We start from the raw sequence: 17,308 nt of genomic DNA, 5'->3' as shown, positions 1-17,308 counted from the left end.
GCGCGCTTCACCGAAACCATCAACTAGGGAAACCATATGCGCAACAAAATTCAGAAGGGCCGCGTCATCACCGTCACCGCCCCATACGGCCTCAGTGGCGGCATGGGCGTGCTGGTCGGCGCGTTGTTCGGCATCGCTGCGGGCGACGCGCTCCAGGGCCAGCCTGTCGAGATCGACCGTGAAGGCGTCTTCGACATCACCGCTGTCACCGCCGACGCGGCCGCCCAGGGCGCCAAGGTCTATTGGGACAACGCCGCCCGCAAGATCACCACGACCGCTGCCGGCAATACGCTGGTCGGCGCCCTGACCGAAGCCAAAGGCGGGGCGGCGAGCGTCGCGCGCGTCTGCCTCGACGGCGTGATCCGCTAAGTCGCCCATGAACTTCGCCGCCATCGAAGCCGTCACCAACGCCGCCATCATGCGGCACCTGGCCAACGCCGAGGTGCGCATCGCTGGCACGGTCGTGCCTGGGATTTTCCAGTGTCCGTCTGTTGTCGTTGGCGGCGGTCCGGGGGCGGCGGACACCAGCCCGACCGTCAAGGTCGCCAGTGCGGGCCTGCCGGCGAACCTGGTGGACGAACTCATCGAAATTAACGGCGTGCCCTACGTGATCGTCCTGCCTGCTCCCGACGGCACCGGCATGACGATCCTGACCGTGGAGTGCGCCCAGTGACGACGGCATTTTCGGGCATCGTCGCCGCAGTGGTGTCCCGGCTGTCGGAAGCTCCAGCCGTGTGCGACGCCATCTACCGCGCGCGTTCGAACGCTATTCCCGATTCGCTCGACCGCGCTATTAGCGTGCAGTTCGACCAAGCGCTGCCGAACCGCGGCGTCATGCACGGTGGCCCGATCGACTGGAGCAGCCGGATCACCGTCGAGTGCTTCGCGCGCAGCGTCACGGAGACGGGCGACCTCGCCGTCGACCCGCTGCTCGAAGCGGTGTACGAGCGACTGGCAGCGGACGCAACGCTCGGCGGCGTTGTGGGCGATTTGGCGATCGCAGGCGTTGAGGCCGAGAACACATCCGACGGAAAGAAAACGGGATGGGTGCGCATCACGTACATCGCAGAACACCGAACCAGCAATTCCACCCTGGAGCAAGAATGAAAACGAAAAACGAAGAACAAGTGGCTGCCGACCCGCGGCCAATCCCGACGCCTCCGAGCGGCGGCAGCTGGACCTTCGACCGCACGAAATGGGAGTGGGTCTCGAACGACCCTGTCGATCCACCAGCAGCTGAAGTGAAGGAATAAGCCATGGCCGCAACTACCCGTCGCATCCGCAATACGGTCATCCTGGTCAAGCTGGCAACCATCGCCGGCGCCGACGCCGCACCAACCAGTGCCGAAAACGCGGTGCTGGCCCAAGAGATGGCCATCACGCCGCTCGAGATCGAGAAAATCGCCAGCCCCGCCATGAAGGGCTTCTTCGGCGCGAGCGCCGACCTGATGGGCGCGGCCAGCGTCAAGATCGAGATCACGGTGGCACTGGCCGGCTCGGGCGCCGTCGCGACGCCGCCAGCCTGGGGCAAGCTGAACATGGCCTGTGCCATGGCCGAAGGCGCGCTGACCGTGCCGGACCGCGTCGAATACACGCCGATCTCGACCGGACTGAAGGATGCCACGATCTATTACTACGACGATGGCGTCCTGCACAAAGCCATCGGTTCGATGGGCAACATGTCCCTCTCGGCGAAGAAGGGCGGCACGCCGTCGCTGAAGTATGAATTCACCGGCGTGGCCGGTGAAATCAGCGCGACGCCAAACGTGGTCGGCAACTTGGCGCCGTGGAAAAAGCCGGTCGCCATGATCAAGGAAAACGTTGTCGACATGACCTTCGGCGGCGTCTACGCAGCAGGAGCGGTTGCCGGCGGCGACATCTACCCAAGCACGGGCCTGGACGTCAACCTCGGCAACAAGGTCGAGTTCCATTCGAACCTGAGCATCAACGAGGCCGACATCGGCGACCGTGAAGTTACCGGCTCGACCGAACTGCAGCTCACCGCCGCCCAGGAAGTGGCCATGCTGGCGAAAGTTCGCGCCGGCGAAGAGATCAGCGTCGCCCTCAAGATCGGCCTGGTCACCGGCAACAGCATCCTGGTCTATGGCCCGTCCGTGCAGCTGTCCAACCCGAAGAAGGTCGACATCCAGGGCATCCGCTATACCGGTTTCGACCTGAAGTTCATCCCGGTCGTCGGCAACGATGACATTCGCCTGGTCTGCCTGTAAACCGGAATGGCGCACGCTGCTGCGCCACCTGGTCGGCTACATCCTCCACCTATTTATCGAAATGAGAAACATGAGCAAATACAAACTGGCAGTCGGCGACACGGTCCGCGTCCCAATGATCTTCGAGATGCAGGACGGCGATAAAACTAAGCGCTTCAATTTCAGCCTGACCTGCGAGCGCCTGACCGTGGATGAATTCCAGGCGAGCAACAAGAACAGCGACGGCATCACAACGAACGAGAAGATCCAGGAAACGATGATCCGGATCACTCAAGGTTGGACGAACCAGACCTTCGTCCTCGACGAAGCCAAGCAACCGGCGCCGTGCGATCAGGAAGCCAAGGAAATCATGTTCCAGGCGCCCAACGTCCTGGATATCGCAGTTGGCTCCTACATGAAGGAAGTGGGCGCCAAAGCAAAAAACTGATTGAAGCCGCGCGGTTGCTGGCGGGCGGGGAACTGCGGTTTCCGTCAGCCGATGACCCGCCGGCCGCCGCGCGCCTCGACGCGGATGCGGCCGGATTCGGCTTCTACGTGGTTGGCGACGATGTGCCGCTCGAGGATGAATTCTTCCTCTGGCCGGAAAACTGCGAAATCTGGAGCCTGTGGCTCTCGGTGCAGACGCAGTGGTTTACCGACAACGGCATCCGCACGCGGCTGGACTACCAGGGCGTCCGGGTGTGCATGGACAGCCGGTCGATCAAGAAAAAAGACAAGCCGCGATATTTCGAGGCACTCCAGGCGATGGAATTTGCCGCCCTCGATGAGTGGGCCAAACGACGATAGGTAACGGCAAGATATGGGATACAGCGCGACTCCTGGAGCAATCATCCGCATCGGCGTCGACGGCGCCGCGGATTCGCGCCGCGAAATTGACACCGTCGCGCGCACGATGAGCAACCTGTCGAGCACGGTGCAGAATGCCATGCGCAACCTGGCCGCCTCGATCGGGATCGGCGCCGGCGTCGCAGGGATTGTCCAGATGGCGGACGAGTATGCCAAGTACACTGCCCAGCTGCGCTTGGCCACGCAGTCGCAGCGCGAGTACGCCGCAGCAAATGCCGATGTAAAACGAATCGCGAACGATGCGCAGCAAGGCCTGGCCTCGACGGGTGTCCTGTACGCCCGAATCGCAAACGGCACGCGCGAGCTCGGCACCACCCAGAAGCAGGTCGCTGCCATCACCGAAGTCGTCAACATGTCGCTCAAGGTGTCGGGCGCGACTGCCTCCGAAGCGGCGTCGGCGCAGCTGCAGTTGTCCCAGGCCTTCGCGTCGGGCACACTGCGCGGCGAGGAATTCAATGCCGTCAACGAGGCCGCCCCGCGCCTCATGCTGGCTCTTGCCGATGGCATCGGCGTGCCTGTTGGTGCGCTCAAGAAAATGGCCGAGAACGGGGAGATCACGTCGAAGATCATGGCTGACGTGCTGCCAAAGGCCTTGGAGACCCTGCGAGAGGAAGCAAAACAGATCCAGACCATCGGCGGCGCCTTCACGGTGCTCAAGAACAACGCGATGGAATTCATTGGCGTCGAGGCAAGTGCCAGCGGCGCGGTCGCCACCTTGACCGGTGCGATCGCCCTGCTGGCCAACAACCTCGCGCTCATCGCGGGTGCGGTAGCTACCGTCACCACTGCGAAGCTCGCCACCTGGCTGGGCAACATGGTCACCAGCACCTATGGCGCCGTGACCGCGAACCGCGCGCTGGCCGCGTCGACGCTGGCATCGGCTGTCGCTACCACCGAAGCTGCATCCGTGTCTGCCGCGGCGAAGCTGGCCGAGGCGCAGGCGAACGTGCGGGCGACCGCTTCGGAAATGACGCTGGCCAACGCCCGCGTCGCCGAGCTGCGCGCGTCAGTCTTGGCCGCCCAAGGCGCTACCGCGCTTGCCATCGCCACCAATGGCCTGATCCCAGCCCAGGCGCGCGCGATCGCGCTGGCCGAGGCCAACGCTGTTGCCCTGTCAGCGCAGGCGGTTGCCGCCAACGCTGCGACGGTGGCGGCCAATGCGCACACGGTCGCCGTTGGCGCCCAGACCGCGGCCGCTACCATTGGGGCGCGCGCGATGGGCATCCTGCGCGGCGCCGTGGCTTTCCTGGGCGGTCCTATCGGCGCAATCGTCACGCTGCTGGGTATCGGCGCGATGGCTTGGCAGGTTTGGGGGGATAAAGGCTCCGAGGCGGAGAAGAAGGTTACCAGCACGCTCGCCGAGGAGATCGACGATTACCTGGCCAACCTGCAGAAGCAAATCGACAAGCTGAAGGAACGCAACGAGCTGGCCGCCAAGGGCATGACGACTGCTGCGCTGCCGGCGACGGACGGCGAGAAAAAGCGCGAGCAGATCCTGGCCGAGATCAACCGCATTTCGAAGCAGACCGACCTGGACGTCGTGACCAAGACCGAGTTATTGCGCGTCTGGGGCGGCCGGCTCAATGCCGTGACGCAGGAGATGGAAAACTTCGCCGCGGTACAGCAGAAAAACAAGGATCTGGCGTTCGCTTCCAAAGAGGCGGAGTGGCTCGGCAAAAATGGTACCGCCGCCCAAAAAATCAAATACGAGCTGGAAGAGCTCCGGAAAGAGTACGGCCGCGTGACGCCGGAAATGGAAAAGTTCGTGCGCGCCAAGCATGCGGACAAGGGCGCTGCGGCAACCGTGAAGCAGGAGGCCAGCGCGTACGCCACGTTGATGACGTCGATTCGCGAAAAGATCGCTGCCAACCAGCTTGAGGCGGCCAGCTACTCGAGAATGACCGACGCCCAGAAGATGACGATCCAGCTGGACGCGGCGATCGGCACCGGCAAGAACAAATTGTCGAAGGAACACATCGAAGCGGCCCGGGCGCAGATCGCCGTTGTCGCAGCCCAGGATGCCGCGTTGGTCTCGGCCGCCAACGTCAAAAAGGCCGTCCAGGAACTGAACGACGATCGCAGCAGTGCCTACGCCGCCGTGATGGGCGAGGTGACGGCCAACGAGGAACTGGTGGCCACCTACGGCATGACCAAGCTGCAGATTGAGCAGCTGACGTTGGCCCGCCTCGAAGACCGCCTGGCGCAGCGTGCGGCGCTCGAGCTGGACGCCGAGGAGGTGGCCCAGCTGGAGCGGATGATCGCGGCGAAGCGCCGCAACATGACCGCTGTCGGCAAGCTGGACGTGCTCGAGCGCGGATCTGACGTCACCAAGGCGAAGGAACTGCTCGACATCATGACGTCGATTGACGAGGTCACCAGGTCGGCTGCTGCCGGCATGGCGGAATCGTTCGGCCGCGTCGGCGCTGCCATCGGCGACATGACGACCACCCTGAGCGGCTACGGCCGCGCGCAGGCGGCGATCGCCGCGCAGCTGGCTGCGGAAAAGAAGGATGCCAAGAACGACCCGGTCAAGATCAAGGCTGCGGAGACCCGGGCCAGCCAGGCCGCCGCCACCGCCCAGATCCGCCAGTACGGCGACATGGCCAAGGCCGCCAAGGGCTTTTTCAAGGAGAACACCGCCGGCTACAAGGTGATGGAGGGCGCCGAGAAGGCGTTCCGCGCCTACGAGATGGCGATGTCGATCAAGAGCATGGTCGAGAAGAGCGGCCTGCTGACGGCGTTCACCGGGCTTTTCGTCGCATCCAAAGCCACCCAGACTGCAGCCGAGGGCACGGCGACCGTGGCGTCGACCGCCATGGCCGGCACGCAGGCGAGCGCCTGGGGCGTCACCGCGGTGGTCAAGGCGATCGCGTCGATGCCGTTCCCGCTGAACATCGCCGCCGGCGCCGCTACCCTGGCCGCCGTCGTCGCGATCGGCGCCAAGATGATGGGCGGGCTTGGCGGAGGTGCACCGAGTTTGTCGGAGCAGCGGCAGGCCACCCAGGGCACTGGCTCGGTGCTGGGCGCCTCCACCACCAAGTCGGAATCCATCGCCCGTTCACTGGAACTGTCGCTGGCCAATTCGAACATTGAGCTCAACTATACGGCCGACATGCTGCGGTCACTGCGCAGCATCGAGTCGTCGCTGTCCGGACTCGGCGGCGTGCTGATCCGCGCCGGCGTGGACGGCATCGTGCCGGCCACGACAGGGATTGGCGGTGGTTGGCTCGGCAAGGTGGGTAACTCTATCTTCGGCGGCAAAACCGAAGCGCTGGACACGGGCGTCATGTCCAATCGGACGACGGTTGCCGGCGTGCTGGCGGGTGGCCTCAATGCCCAAAAATACACCGACATGAAGAAGGACGGGGGCTGGTTCCATTCGGACAAGCGCTGGACCGATACGCAAAGCCTGGGCGCGGCCACGAACCAGCAATTCTCAGCGGCGATCGCCGACATGGTCGAGTCCGTGAAGGAAGCCGGTTCGCTGCTGGGAATCCAGGGCGACGCCTTCAATCAACGCCTGAGCAGCTTCGTCGTCGACTTCGGCAAGATCAGCTTCAAGGGCATGAGCGGCGACGACATCCAGGCTGCGCTGGAAGGCGTGTTCTCGAAGATCGCCGACGACATGGCCCAGTGGAGCGTGCAGGGGCTGACCCAGTTCCAGAAAGTGGGCGAGGGTCACCTCGAAACGCTGGTGCGTATCTCGGCCAACTACGCCAACCTCGACGCCAGCCTGCAGGCGATCAACATGACCTTCGGCGCGACCGGCATGTCCAGCATCGCCGCACGGGAAGGGCTCATCAGCCTGGTCGGCGGCATGGATGAACTGTCGAGCAAGACGGCCTCGTTCGGACAGAATTTCCTGACCGAGCAGGAGCGCCTGGCGCCGTTGCAGAAATACGTGACCGAGCAGCTGGCCAAGATGGGCCTGGGCTACATCGACACCCGCGAGGAATTCAAGAATCACGTACTGGGCCTGAAGCTGGTCACTGCGGCCGAGCAGCAGCAATTCGCGCAGCTGATGGACTTGGAGAGCGCGTTTGCCAAGGTAACCGCGCAGGCCAAGGATCTGTCGAGGTCCGCGCAGGACATCGCCGACGAGCGCGCCGAGCTGCAAGCCCAATGGGACGAACTGACGATGACGTCGGCGCAGCTGCACGCCAAGGCACGCCTGGCCATCGATCCGAGTAATCGCGCGCTGTTCGATCAGATCGCCCTGCAGCGTGACCTGAAGGCCTCGACGCAGGCCGCGTCGGAAGCGCTGTCCAGCACGGTCGAGCGCCTGGGCGCCACGAAGACGAGCGCGCTGGCCTACCGCGATTCGCTGATGCTCGGGAACCTGTCGACGCTGACCCCGATGGAAAAGTATCTGGAAACCCAGCGGCAGTACATAGAAGCGCTCAGGAAGGCCGAGGCTGACCCGTCGGACTCCACAGCTGCATCGAACGCCCAAAGCACTGCCACGGCCTTCCTGACGGCTTCTCAGGTCATTAACGCATCGAGCGCGGCTTTCATTGGCGACAAGTCGACGGTGATGGGCGACATGGGCCGCCTGGCCGCGATCGCTGGCCAGCAGTTGACCGACGCGCAGCGGCAACTGTCGGCGCTCGACAAGCAGGTGGTCGGCATCGCCCAGCTGAACGACACCGCCGCAGCGATCCAGGAAGCGATCCTCAACCAGGCTGCCGGCGCGCCGATGGTGGCACCGATGTTCGACGTGCAGCGGTATGCGGCCAGCTCGAGCGAGGCCGCGGGCGTGCTGGCGGCCGAGCTCAAGGCACAGCGCGAAGCCAACGAAAAGATGCAGCGCACCCTGGACTACTTGCTCGAGGAAGCCAAGGGGCGCCGGCGTGATGCGGAGCGGCAGAAGGACGAGATGGTCGTTGCGACCGGAGAGGCGGGCGAAGCCTTCGAGACGAGCGTCGAAACGGCACTGGAGGAGGTCGCCCATATCGTCGCCAACCCAAGCCGCGTAGCGCCCCGATAGCCGCCGTGTAGATAAAAATGAAATTTCAAATCTAGCAAGGGACTGAAGCATGAACCGCATTAAAACCACGACCAGCACGACCGGCACCGGCAACATTACCGTTTCGGCCGGCGCCGCCGCGCGCTGCCGGCCATTGTCGGATATCGCTGTCGGCCGCCAGGTGGCAATGATGATCGAGGACGAGTCTGGGTCGAACTGGGAACTGTCCCTCTGCACAATCCTAACGGCGACCACGTTCTCGCGCGATACGGTCCTGAATGGCTCGAACGGTGGTTCAAAAGTCAATTTCGGCGCTGGAACAAAAACGGTGTTCGCCACGATGGACGCGAACGCAGTTGAGCGTGGCCTTCCTAGCCGCATTTTCTATCTGTCGAAAATGGGCGCCGTGTCCGATACCACGGATGCCAACGACGGGACGATCGACACGGCGGCAATTCAAGCGACGTTTGATAGAGCGCAGTCTGGCCCGATTCAGGTCGTGGTCGATGGCCTCTACTGCGCCGAGGATTTGACGCTGCACAGCAACACGCATCTGCACATCATGCCGGGCTGCGACATTAAGCTCAAAACCGGCTCGAATAAAACTTTGCTGTCCAACCGGAATAAAACTTTCAATCCGGCGAGCAAGGTTGACCACGACATCAAGATCACCGGCGGGCGCACCAACGGCAACCGCGGCGTAAATCGGGGCGACCAGCACGGAGACAAAAACGATAAGGGCAATGGCACGGTCGGCCTGAACTGCAACATGCGGTTTTATGGTGTTGACCGCCTCGCAATCGAGGGCCATGTGTTCTATAACAGCCCGAGCTACGCATTGCATTTCTTGAACTGCACGCATGTCGTAGTGCGCGATGTGCGCGTCGACGTCGGGCCCGGCTACGTCATCAACAATGACGGCATCAACGTCGGAGGAAATTGCCACCACGTTTTGCTCGAGAACATCACCGCCAACACGTCGGACGACCCGATTTCCACCAGTCCGGACGACGTGTGGGGCTGGGCGCCCGGCTTTACCTTCCCGTATTATGTCGGCGCCAACGGGCCAATGAGCCATATCACCGTGCGCGGCGTAAAGCTGGATAACGCTGCAACCTACGGCGTGCGCGTCATGTCGGGCACCAGCCCCATCGAGCACGCGGTCTACAGCAATATCAAAGGAAAAACGAATTTCGGATGGGCGTTTCTGCTCGATAATCGCCAGGTCGAAAACGACCTCACCGGCGTTGCGGGCGCAGGCAATATACAAAATATTCTGATTAACGACATTGAAGTCGATGTAACCGGAGTATGCATCGTCCGCATTCGCGCCAGCGCGCAACATGTCGTTATTCGCGCGCTAGCGCGGCGGGTGTTCAATGCGGCCATGCCTTCGATTCTGATCGACGGATCCGGTGTCAACCTGGAAACCCTGACGGTCGAGGGCTACAACGCGATCGACATCGCAAGCAACTTCGTCACCAAACATATCCAGATGGTCGGCGGCACGGTCAAGGAGCTGCGTCTGCTCGGCGCACGGGTGAAACGGGGCGGCGCCCCAAACGGCTCGGTGCTGCTGGAACTGAGCGGCGGCGCGGTCGTCGAGTCGATCGTTACCAGCGATATCTCGCTCAAAAACATTACGAACCTGCTGTCGAATGTTTCGGGCACGATCGGCCTCATTAACGCCACGAACATTACCCATTCGGGCGGCTCTGCCACGTTCGCCACCGCGTCGACGATCCCGCGCCTGAACCTGAGCGGCTATGTTCCTGCCGGCGGCGCGGTGGCCACCTCGGGAACCTTTACGCAGGTTTCAGGCGATGGCGCCACCGCTGTGGCCGACACGACGCCGCCGACATTGACAGGCGCCGCGGTCTCGAGCACCACGCCAACTATCGTGCGCCTGACCATGTCGGAAAACATGAGCGAGGCCAACGTGCCGGCCGCAAGTGCATTCACGGTTTCGGGGCACACGGTTTCGAGCGTGGTGGTCAGCGGCCTGTACATCAATCTGACCGTGACCCCGGCATTCGCGGCTGGCGAGGCGCCGCGCACGGTGGCATACGCGCAGCCGGGCGCCAATAACGCGCGCGACCTGGCGGGCAACCAGTTGGCCAACTTTACCGCGCAGGCGATCACGTACAGCGGCCCCGCACCGCTGACCTTCCCGGTCGGCCATAGCTCCATCACGAACGATGGCAGCAACGTATGGACTACCACGCAGCGCGGCTTCCCTGAGGGCGGATACACCACGTACGCCCGCGCGAGCGCGCAGAAAATCCCGGCTGGCAGCAATGGATTCATCTACTGTCAGCATCCCACTGGCTTGCAGGGCATTTATGCGAACTTTGGATTTGCGTTGACAAGTTCCGCGACGGCGCAAGTGCAAGCAGGCTTCATCCTTTACGAGAACTCCTCGCCGCTGAGCATCATTGCAGCAGGCGGCTCGCTACCTGGCCCTGCCGAAATCGTTGGCAACTATTACGGCGTACGCAGGACCGGCACTACGGTGACCCTGGAAACGAGTGCCGATGGCGTCAACTGGACGGTAATCCACACCTACCCGGGTGCAAGCACAGCGGATCTCTACCCGATCTTCTACCTTGCAGCGGACGCAGGGGCAAATCTCTACCACCCTATGGGCGTCGGCCTGGTCTGATATGCAGGGATTCTCGCCAAACGCCTACGCGCCAAATGCGTTCGCCGCCACGCCCGCTGGGAGCGTGGTGGTGCCGCAGCCCGACACGACCAAGCCGACCTTCCAAGGCTCGCTCGCGCACACGAAAACATCGTCATCGATTACCGTCGACTGGTCAGGTGCGAACAGCAGCGACGACGTCGCCGTCGCGCGGCTTGAATACCGGATCGGTGGGGGCACCTACACCCCGGCCACCTCGGCCGAGGAGGCAGGCCAGAGCCACACGTTCGCCGGACTGGCGGCTGGCACCGCCTACCAGATCGAAGTCCGATGCGTTGACACCAGCGGCAACGCATCGGACCCGCTGTCGGTAACGGTCACGACGGTCGCCGGCGGCTCCCAGCCTGAGGGGATTCCACCTGTCTTCGCCGGCTCGCTTGCCTTCACCAAGACCTCGACGACGATCACGATCGACTGGTCAAACACCACCAGCAGCGACAATGTCGCAGTAGCCCGGCGCGAGTACCGCATCGGCGGCAGCGGTGCATACGCGGCAGCCAGTGCAGGGGAAGAAAGCAGCGAGAAGCACACGTTCGCCGGCCTGACACCGAGTACCGTGTACCAGATCGAGGTGCGCTGTGTCGACACCAGCGGCAATGTCTCGCAGCCGCTGGTGGTCGCAGTCACCACCAGTGCGCCGGCCTCTGGTGGAGAGCCTGACACCAATTACATCCGTGGCACCCTCGCCACGCGCAAGGGTGTGCCGCAAGTGAGCCTGGCGGCCGTGAGTTGGTCGTTGTTCATGCGGCGGCCAGGGAACATGGGGGCGCCAGTGGCGGAAGGCACGCACACGATGACGACCGGCTCCGCGCAATTCCAGATCGCGGTGCCGGCCGCCACAGTTCCAGCAGGCTGGTACTTCCTGGTCTTGTCCGATGGGGACGGCACGACGGCGTTGGCCGCACCGATTCTGGTGGGCCCATGACGGCGTTCGTATTCGATACCGCCTATACGCCTGACGGAAGCCTGGCCCTCGATGTGCCGACCGTCGCCGAGCTGCAGCCGGCCGCGCGCACCATCACGGATGAACAGTTCGCCGCCTGGCTGAAAAGCGACGCCGCCATCACGAACATCCTAGTCGAGACCTGGGCACTCGTAAACGGCGTGCGCACTAGATTCACCTGGTCGACGAATGGCTACACCACTGCCGGCACGAACAACCCGGTGTTTTATGCACCGATCATTTCGGTCAGCCTGCCGCTCGATGAAGCCTTGTCGCTGACGTCGGCCGCTGAACTCTCGGTCGGCGACGTCGAGATCGACAACACAAACGCCGTAAACGAGGCATACGCCGGCTATATCTGGGCCGACGAGCTGGTGGCGGTCGTGGGCGATCAGACCTGGGCGCGCGCGGACTATCGCGAGATCCTCGTTGGCCATACCGCAGGCTTGGTGCGCAAGGGCAGAGGCAAGTTTGCTCTGCGCCTGCGCGATATGATGGAAGGGCTGAACTACCCGCTCAGCGAGCGCACGTTCGGTGGCAGCGGCCCGAACGCCAACCTGCCGATCCCGCTGACCTTTGGCGAATGCTTCAACCCTGCAGGCGAGTGGAGCGACGCCAACGCGCTCGAGCGGCAGTGGCACGATGGTCCGATCGAGGGTATTCCCGAGGCGCGCGCCAACGCGCTGCCGATCACCGAGCAGGTGATCGTCTCCGAGAGCACAGGCAAGGCGACGCTGACCGCTTATAACGAGACTTCCAACATCACCGCAACGGTTCAGGGCGACAAGTTCGGCGGCGTGTTCCGCAAGACGATCGCTACCCTGGTGCAGCGTTTTATAACTGGGTATGGCAAGTACGCCGATCGCTACAGCTTGGGCAACATCGACGCGGTCAACTTTGCCGCGTTCGACGCTGCCAACCAGCAGCCGGTCGGGCTGCACGTGCGCGAAAGCCTGAATGTCATCGCCGCGTGCGCCATGCTGGCCAGCAGCGTCGGCGCGCAGCTCGCTCCGACGCTGAGCGGCAAGCTGCAGCTGATCCAGATCGCGCTGCCTGCGGCCGGGCCCGCGACCGAGATCCGTGCCGAGCACATGGTCGGCGGGACCTTGAAGTACGTCCAGCACATCGAACCGGTGGCGGCGGTCGAGCTGGGCTATTGCAAGAACTGGACCCCGCAGCCGGGCCTGTCGAGCAACGTGCGGGCTGAGCACCTGGCCCTGTTCGCCAAGGAATGGCCGCTGACAGTGCTCCGGACCCGTCCGGACGTCATGCGCGACTACAAGCTGCCGGGCACCGCCACGATGCGGCCGACGATGCTGCTCCTGCCTGAGGATGCCGAGGGCGAAGCCGATCGTTTGAACGCGCTGTGGGGGCCAGGTCGCGACATCTACGAATTCGAAGGCACCCCGGATCTGCTGCTGCTTTCCATCGGCGCCCGCTTGGTCGTCTACCACGAGCTGGACGGCATGATCGCCGGCGTCGAAGCCCAGATCCTTTCTATCAAGCGCAACTGGTGGACGCGCAAAGTCACCATCAGGTTCCTGAAATGATCCCATTCATCAATCCCATCGACCGGCTACTGCAGGCGGCGCCGTCGCGCTATGCCCAGGCGTACGCGCGCAGGCTGAACCTGAGTGCCAGCGACCGTGCGTTCGTAATCGCGCTCGATGCGACCGTGACCCCGTCGGCGATCGTGTTCATTGCCAGCCGAGTCGGCTTCGAGGGCGGCACGGTCGAGTTCTCCACCAGCAACGGCACGCCGCTCACGGTCGATGGGGACGTGGCCACCCTAGTGCCGGCGGCGATGATGGGGCCGACCTGCGAGATCGTGGTCACCGTCACCTACCAGGGCGAGCCGTACGTCGCCAGGCAGTCGGTTACCAAACAACTGGCGTTCAATTCGTCCGTGCCACCAGTGCCTGCCGGCCTGGCTGCGCAGGGCGCGCTGGCGACTATCAATCTGCACTGGGACCCGACCAACAACACGAACATCGGAACGGTCCAGATCTGGCGTGCCCTGGATAACGATCTGGCTGCCGCGGCGCCGGTCGGGGAAACCGCTGGCCTGGGCCGAGTGTTCCCGGACGTGATCGGTGCAGCCGGTCGGTTTTACTATTGGATCCGCTACATCTCCAAGGCGAACATCCCGGGACCTTTCAACTCTACGGATGGCACGCTGGGCACGACAGGAACCGGCGCCGAGCACCTCCTCGACCTGCTGAAGGACCAGATCACCGAGTCCGAACTATTTGGTGAACTGCGCGATCGAATCGACCTGGTCGACGCGGAAGGAACCGGGCTGGTCGACCGTGTCGATGCTCTGGTCGAGATCTACGGTGACACGGCATCGTCTGCTGAATCTGCCGTGCAGGCCATCGAAGCCGCAGAGGCGGCAATCGCGGCCAAGGCAGCGGCCATTCGGGCAGCAGGCGACAGCGCCGGTGCTGCCAGTGTGTCGCAATCGGCCAGACTCGCTGCCGAGGCGGCTAACCAGGCTGCGGGGAGCGCTGCAAGCGCAGCGAGCACATCGGTCGAAAACGCTTCGTCTTACGCTACAGCAGCAGAGTCAGCAGCGGCTGCGTCGAATACGTCTAAAGTTGAGGCGGAAGCCGCTAGGAGCGGGGCGGATACGGCAGCTGCAGCAGCGGTCACTGCGCGCGACACTGCAGTCACCAAGGCAAATCAGGCCGGGGAATCGGCCGGGTCGGCATCGACAAGCGCGAGCACGGCGTCGACCAAGGCAGGGGATGCGGCTGCAGCTGCTACACGCGCCGCCAGCTCGGAAAGTAATGCCGCCGGGTCTGCCAGCAGCGCGTCGACGAGCGCGACCAACGCGGCCAATTCAGCAAACAGCGTCGGGGGCAGCGCGCAAGCGGCGGCTGGATCTGCCTCGACAGCTGCGACGCACGCCGACAATGCGGGCAACAGCGCTGCAGCAGCCAACGCCGCTAAGGTAGCCGCTGAGAGCGCGCGCGACGGTGCTTTGCAATCCGCGAATGCGGCATCGACTTCGGCGTCCACGGCAAACACAAAAGCCGGCGATGCAGGATGGTATGCCAACGCCGCAAGCCAGAGCGCCAACACCGCCAGCACTGCGGCAGGCGATGCTCTGACCTATAAAAATAGCGCGGCGCAAAGCGTAGTTGATGCACAGGGTCACGCGAGCGCGTCAGCCCGAGATTACACGGCGATCAATGCTAGGCTGAACAATTCTGGCGGCTCGGGCGTTTCAATTGAGCAAAAGCTGGAGGTCACCGCGAGCGATGTCGACGGCCTGAAAGGACAAGCCGTGCTCGTCATCGACAACAACGGCTATGTCGTGGGCTGGGGCTTGGCCAGCGAAATTATTGACGGCCAGCCGACGTCGAGCTTTATTGTCAATGCCGCCAATTTTGCTTTCGTAACGCCTGGCGCGGCGCCGCAGGTCATGTTTTCCGGCGGTATCGTCAATGGGCAACCGGTGGTTGGGTTCAGCGGAACCCTCATCGGGCCAAGCGGCGAGTTGGGCAATCTGCGTATGAAAGGCGCCATTTACGCAGGCTCGTACACCGCCGACTACAGCTGGCCTACATCTGGTGGCGGCTTTCATTTAAGCCAGGGTGGTGCACTTTTCGGCGACCACGCATCGGGCAACTATTTTCAGATCGAGGCCAACGGCAGTTTCTACACGCCGAAAATGAGATGGGCGAACGGGGTATTTCTCATTGACGGCGCACTCATCATTAATCCGCAATACGCAGCGTTTAGTCTCAGCGTTCCGAGCAACACATCTGGCGGTACGGGAGCCAAGACAGTCACGCTTACCTGTACGGCAACTGTTACGGGGGCGGCCAAGTCGATTTCTTGGACGCTGCATGACACGAGCACGAACGGTTCGCTATCGATTGTTTCAGGGGCTAATACCGCAACCGTGACAATCAGGAGCCTGGTGTCGGTTCAGGGCGCCAACCTCACGAACACCGGAACGCTGACGTGTACCGCCATCTCCAGCGGCGACAACCGCGCGGACATCGCAACCAGCGCTGTTTCCGTGAACCACATATAAGGATTTCATGTACGCCCAAGTAAACAAGCATAGCGACGAGCTAGAGGCGCAAGTCGGTACGTATGCCTCAAGCGGCGTCGGGCCTTACCCGCTACCGCCAATAGAAACACCCGAGCGGGCGTACTACCCTCTTAGCGCACCCATTGACTGGTCGGGTTGTCCGAGCGAAACGGCCGTCATGCTGTGGAACGATGGCGATTACAGCTGGCTTGAGACAGCCTCCATAGAGCATGCGCGCGCGCAGGCATGGGGCGCCGTGAAATCCAGCCGCGACGCAGCGGAAGCAGCGCCGTTCGAGTTCGAGGGCGACATGTACGACCCGAACAAGGAGAACATTTCCGGCGCCGCCTTGGCGGCCCTCCTGGCGCAGTTGGCGGGCCAGGAGATCGCCGACGAATGGACGCTCGCCGACAACACGCGCAAGACGCTGACCGGAGCGCAGATCATCGCGCTCGGCCTGACGCTCACCCAGCATGTGAGAACTATCCACGCGCGCGGCCGCCAGCTACGCGACCTGATCGACAACGCCACCACGCCCGCCGAGGCCTACAGCTACACCTGGAACTCTCTCAATGTCTAATTTAAAAATCATTATCGATAACGCTGCCTCTCGAGCAGTGCTGTCGGCTGCTCCAGTCGCGCCCGCCGAGGCCTACAGCTACACCTGGAACTCTCTCAATGTCTAATTTAAAAATCATTATCGATAACGCTGCCTCTCGAGCAGTGCTGTCGGCTGCTCCAGTCGCGCCCGGGATGTCGCCGGCTGTAATCTTGAACGATACAAAGTCGCACGTGTGCCGCGCGACGGGGAAAGAAATCGAGATCGTCATGAGCTGGGATGTCCCCGAGCGTGTCGGAGGTGCCCACTTCCTCTGCAATGGCTCGCCGTCGACGACCATCGAAGTGCTTGGATATTCCGACGCGGCCGGCACCACGAAGGTGCTCGACACCGGCGTGCGACAAGCGTGTCCGGCGCGGTCGCGGGTGCTGCGGGCGCCGTGGACCGCTGTCAGCGGCGCCAGTGCTTATTCTTGGGGCGGCGGCGCAAACGCGTTCACCTGGTTCGACAACGTCAGCGTCAAGCGCCTGGTGGTGCGCCTCAAGGACCCTGGCAGCCTGCAAGGTTACCTCGAGCTATCGCATGCGTTCGTCGGCGAGTCTTTTACTCCCGACCAAAATGCTTCATATAACCCTGGCTTGACGCCAGTCGACAGGGGAGAGCCGTTCTATACCGATGCAGGTGACCGCCGCTTCGTACCCGGTACTAAAGGATCAAAGCTGTCAGTCGACCTGGAAGGCATGACTGAGCGGGACCGCTCGGCCATCTGGGACATGCTGGTGGCGAACGGTCTCGGTGTACCGATCATCATCAGCCTTTACCCGGGCGACGCGTCGCGCGAGCGCGAGCGCGACCATCAGATGTACGGCGCCCTGGTGCAGACCGCGGCGATGCGTAGGCCAAATTTTGCGAGGCACGCTACCACGCTCGAATGGGAAAGCATGTAGGACAGAAGCTTATGCGATTGTCTCAATTTTCCGAGAATTGAGACAAGGCAAGTCCTAGACTCAGCAGTTATCA

The 17,308-nt window shown here is 62.9% G+C and carries 14 protein-coding genes; all 14 read left to right on the top strand.

Going from position 1 to position 17,308, the window contains the following annotated elements:
- The first annotated feature begins 36 nt into the window (after positions 1–36).
- Positions 37–369, top strand: coding sequence for a DUF2190 family protein (locus tag IFT60_RS10095; protein ID WP_192051842.1), 333 nt, complete (start codon positions 37–39; stop codon positions 367–369).
- Positions 370–376: 7 nt separating this feature from the next.
- Positions 377–673 (top strand): head-tail joining protein, encoded by a 297-nt coding sequence (locus IFT60_RS10090; RefSeq protein ID WP_192051841.1) that lies wholly within the window; start codon positions 377–379, stop codon positions 671–673.
- Positions 670–1,107: a hypothetical protein gene (locus IFT60_RS10085; protein WP_192051840.1), complete on the top strand. Its 438-nt coding sequence runs from the start codon at positions 670–672 to the stop codon at positions 1,105–1,107. Before IFT60_RS10090 ends, IFT60_RS10085 begins: the two co-directional genes overlap by 4 nt.
- Entirely contained in the window at positions 1,104–1,253 is a 150-nt protein-coding gene (locus IFT60_RS10080; RefSeq protein WP_192051839.1) for a hypothetical protein, read from the top strand. The genes IFT60_RS10085 and IFT60_RS10080 overlap by 4 nt, the downstream gene beginning before the upstream one ends.
- Positions 1,254–1,256: 3 nt before the next feature.
- The gene (locus IFT60_RS10075) at positions 1,257–2,228 is read left to right on the top strand and encodes a phage tail tube protein (RefSeq protein ID WP_192051838.1); all 972 of its coding nucleotides are present in this window, start codon (positions 1,257–1,259) and stop codon (positions 2,226–2,228) included.
- Complete coding sequence (locus IFT60_RS10070) at positions 2,203–2,655, top strand: hypothetical protein (protein WP_192051837.1); 453 nt, start codon at positions 2,203–2,205, stop codon at positions 2,653–2,655. The genes IFT60_RS10075 and IFT60_RS10070 overlap by 26 nt, the downstream gene beginning before the upstream one ends.
- A gap of 14 nt (positions 2,656–2,669) precedes the next feature.
- Complete coding sequence (locus IFT60_RS10065; RefSeq protein ID WP_192051836.1) at positions 2,670–3,014, top strand: DUF1799 domain-containing protein; 345 nt, start codon at positions 2,670–2,672, stop codon at positions 3,012–3,014.
- A 13-nt stretch (positions 3,015–3,027) separates the two neighbouring features.
- Positions 3,028–8,061, top strand: a complete 5,034-nt coding sequence (locus IFT60_RS10060) for a tape measure protein (protein WP_192051835.1) — start codon at positions 3,028–3,030, stop codon at positions 8,059–8,061.
- A gap of 49 nt (positions 8,062–8,110) precedes the next feature.
- The gene (locus tag IFT60_RS10055; protein ID WP_192051834.1) at positions 8,111–10,702 is read left to right on the top strand and encodes a hypothetical protein; all 2,592 of its coding nucleotides are present in this window, start codon (positions 8,111–8,113) and stop codon (positions 10,700–10,702) included.
- A 1-nt stretch (position 10,703) separates the two neighbouring features.
- Entirely contained in the window at positions 10,704–11,666 is a 963-nt protein-coding gene (locus tag IFT60_RS10050; RefSeq protein ID WP_192051833.1) for a fibronectin type III domain-containing protein, read from the top strand.
- The gene (locus IFT60_RS10045) at positions 11,663–13,234 is read left to right on the top strand and encodes a hypothetical protein (protein WP_192051832.1); all 1,572 of its coding nucleotides are present in this window, start codon (positions 11,663–11,665) and stop codon (positions 13,232–13,234) included. Before IFT60_RS10050 ends, IFT60_RS10045 begins: the two co-directional genes overlap by 4 nt.
- The gene (locus IFT60_RS10040; RefSeq protein ID WP_192051831.1) at positions 13,231–15,729 is read left to right on the top strand and encodes a hypothetical protein; all 2,499 of its coding nucleotides are present in this window, start codon (positions 13,231–13,233) and stop codon (positions 15,727–15,729) included. Before IFT60_RS10045 ends, IFT60_RS10040 begins: the two co-directional genes overlap by 4 nt.
- Positions 15,730–15,907: 178 nt before the next feature.
- Positions 15,908–16,309, top strand: a complete 402-nt coding sequence (locus IFT60_RS10035) for a DUF4376 domain-containing protein (protein WP_192051830.1) — start codon at positions 15,908–15,910, stop codon at positions 16,307–16,309.
- Between the two features lie 98 nt (positions 16,310–16,407).
- Positions 16,408–17,235: a hypothetical protein gene (locus IFT60_RS10030; protein WP_192051829.1), complete on the top strand. Its 828-nt coding sequence runs from the start codon at positions 16,408–16,410 to the stop codon at positions 17,233–17,235.
- The last annotated feature ends 73 nt before the right edge of the window (positions 17,236–17,308 follow it).

This window comes from Massilia sp. CFBP 13721 (assembly GCF_014842025.1).
GTDB lineage: Bacteria > Pseudomonadota > Gammaproteobacteria > Burkholderiales > Burkholderiaceae_D > Telluria.
This window is presented reverse-complemented; position numbering and strand designations above follow the sequence as displayed.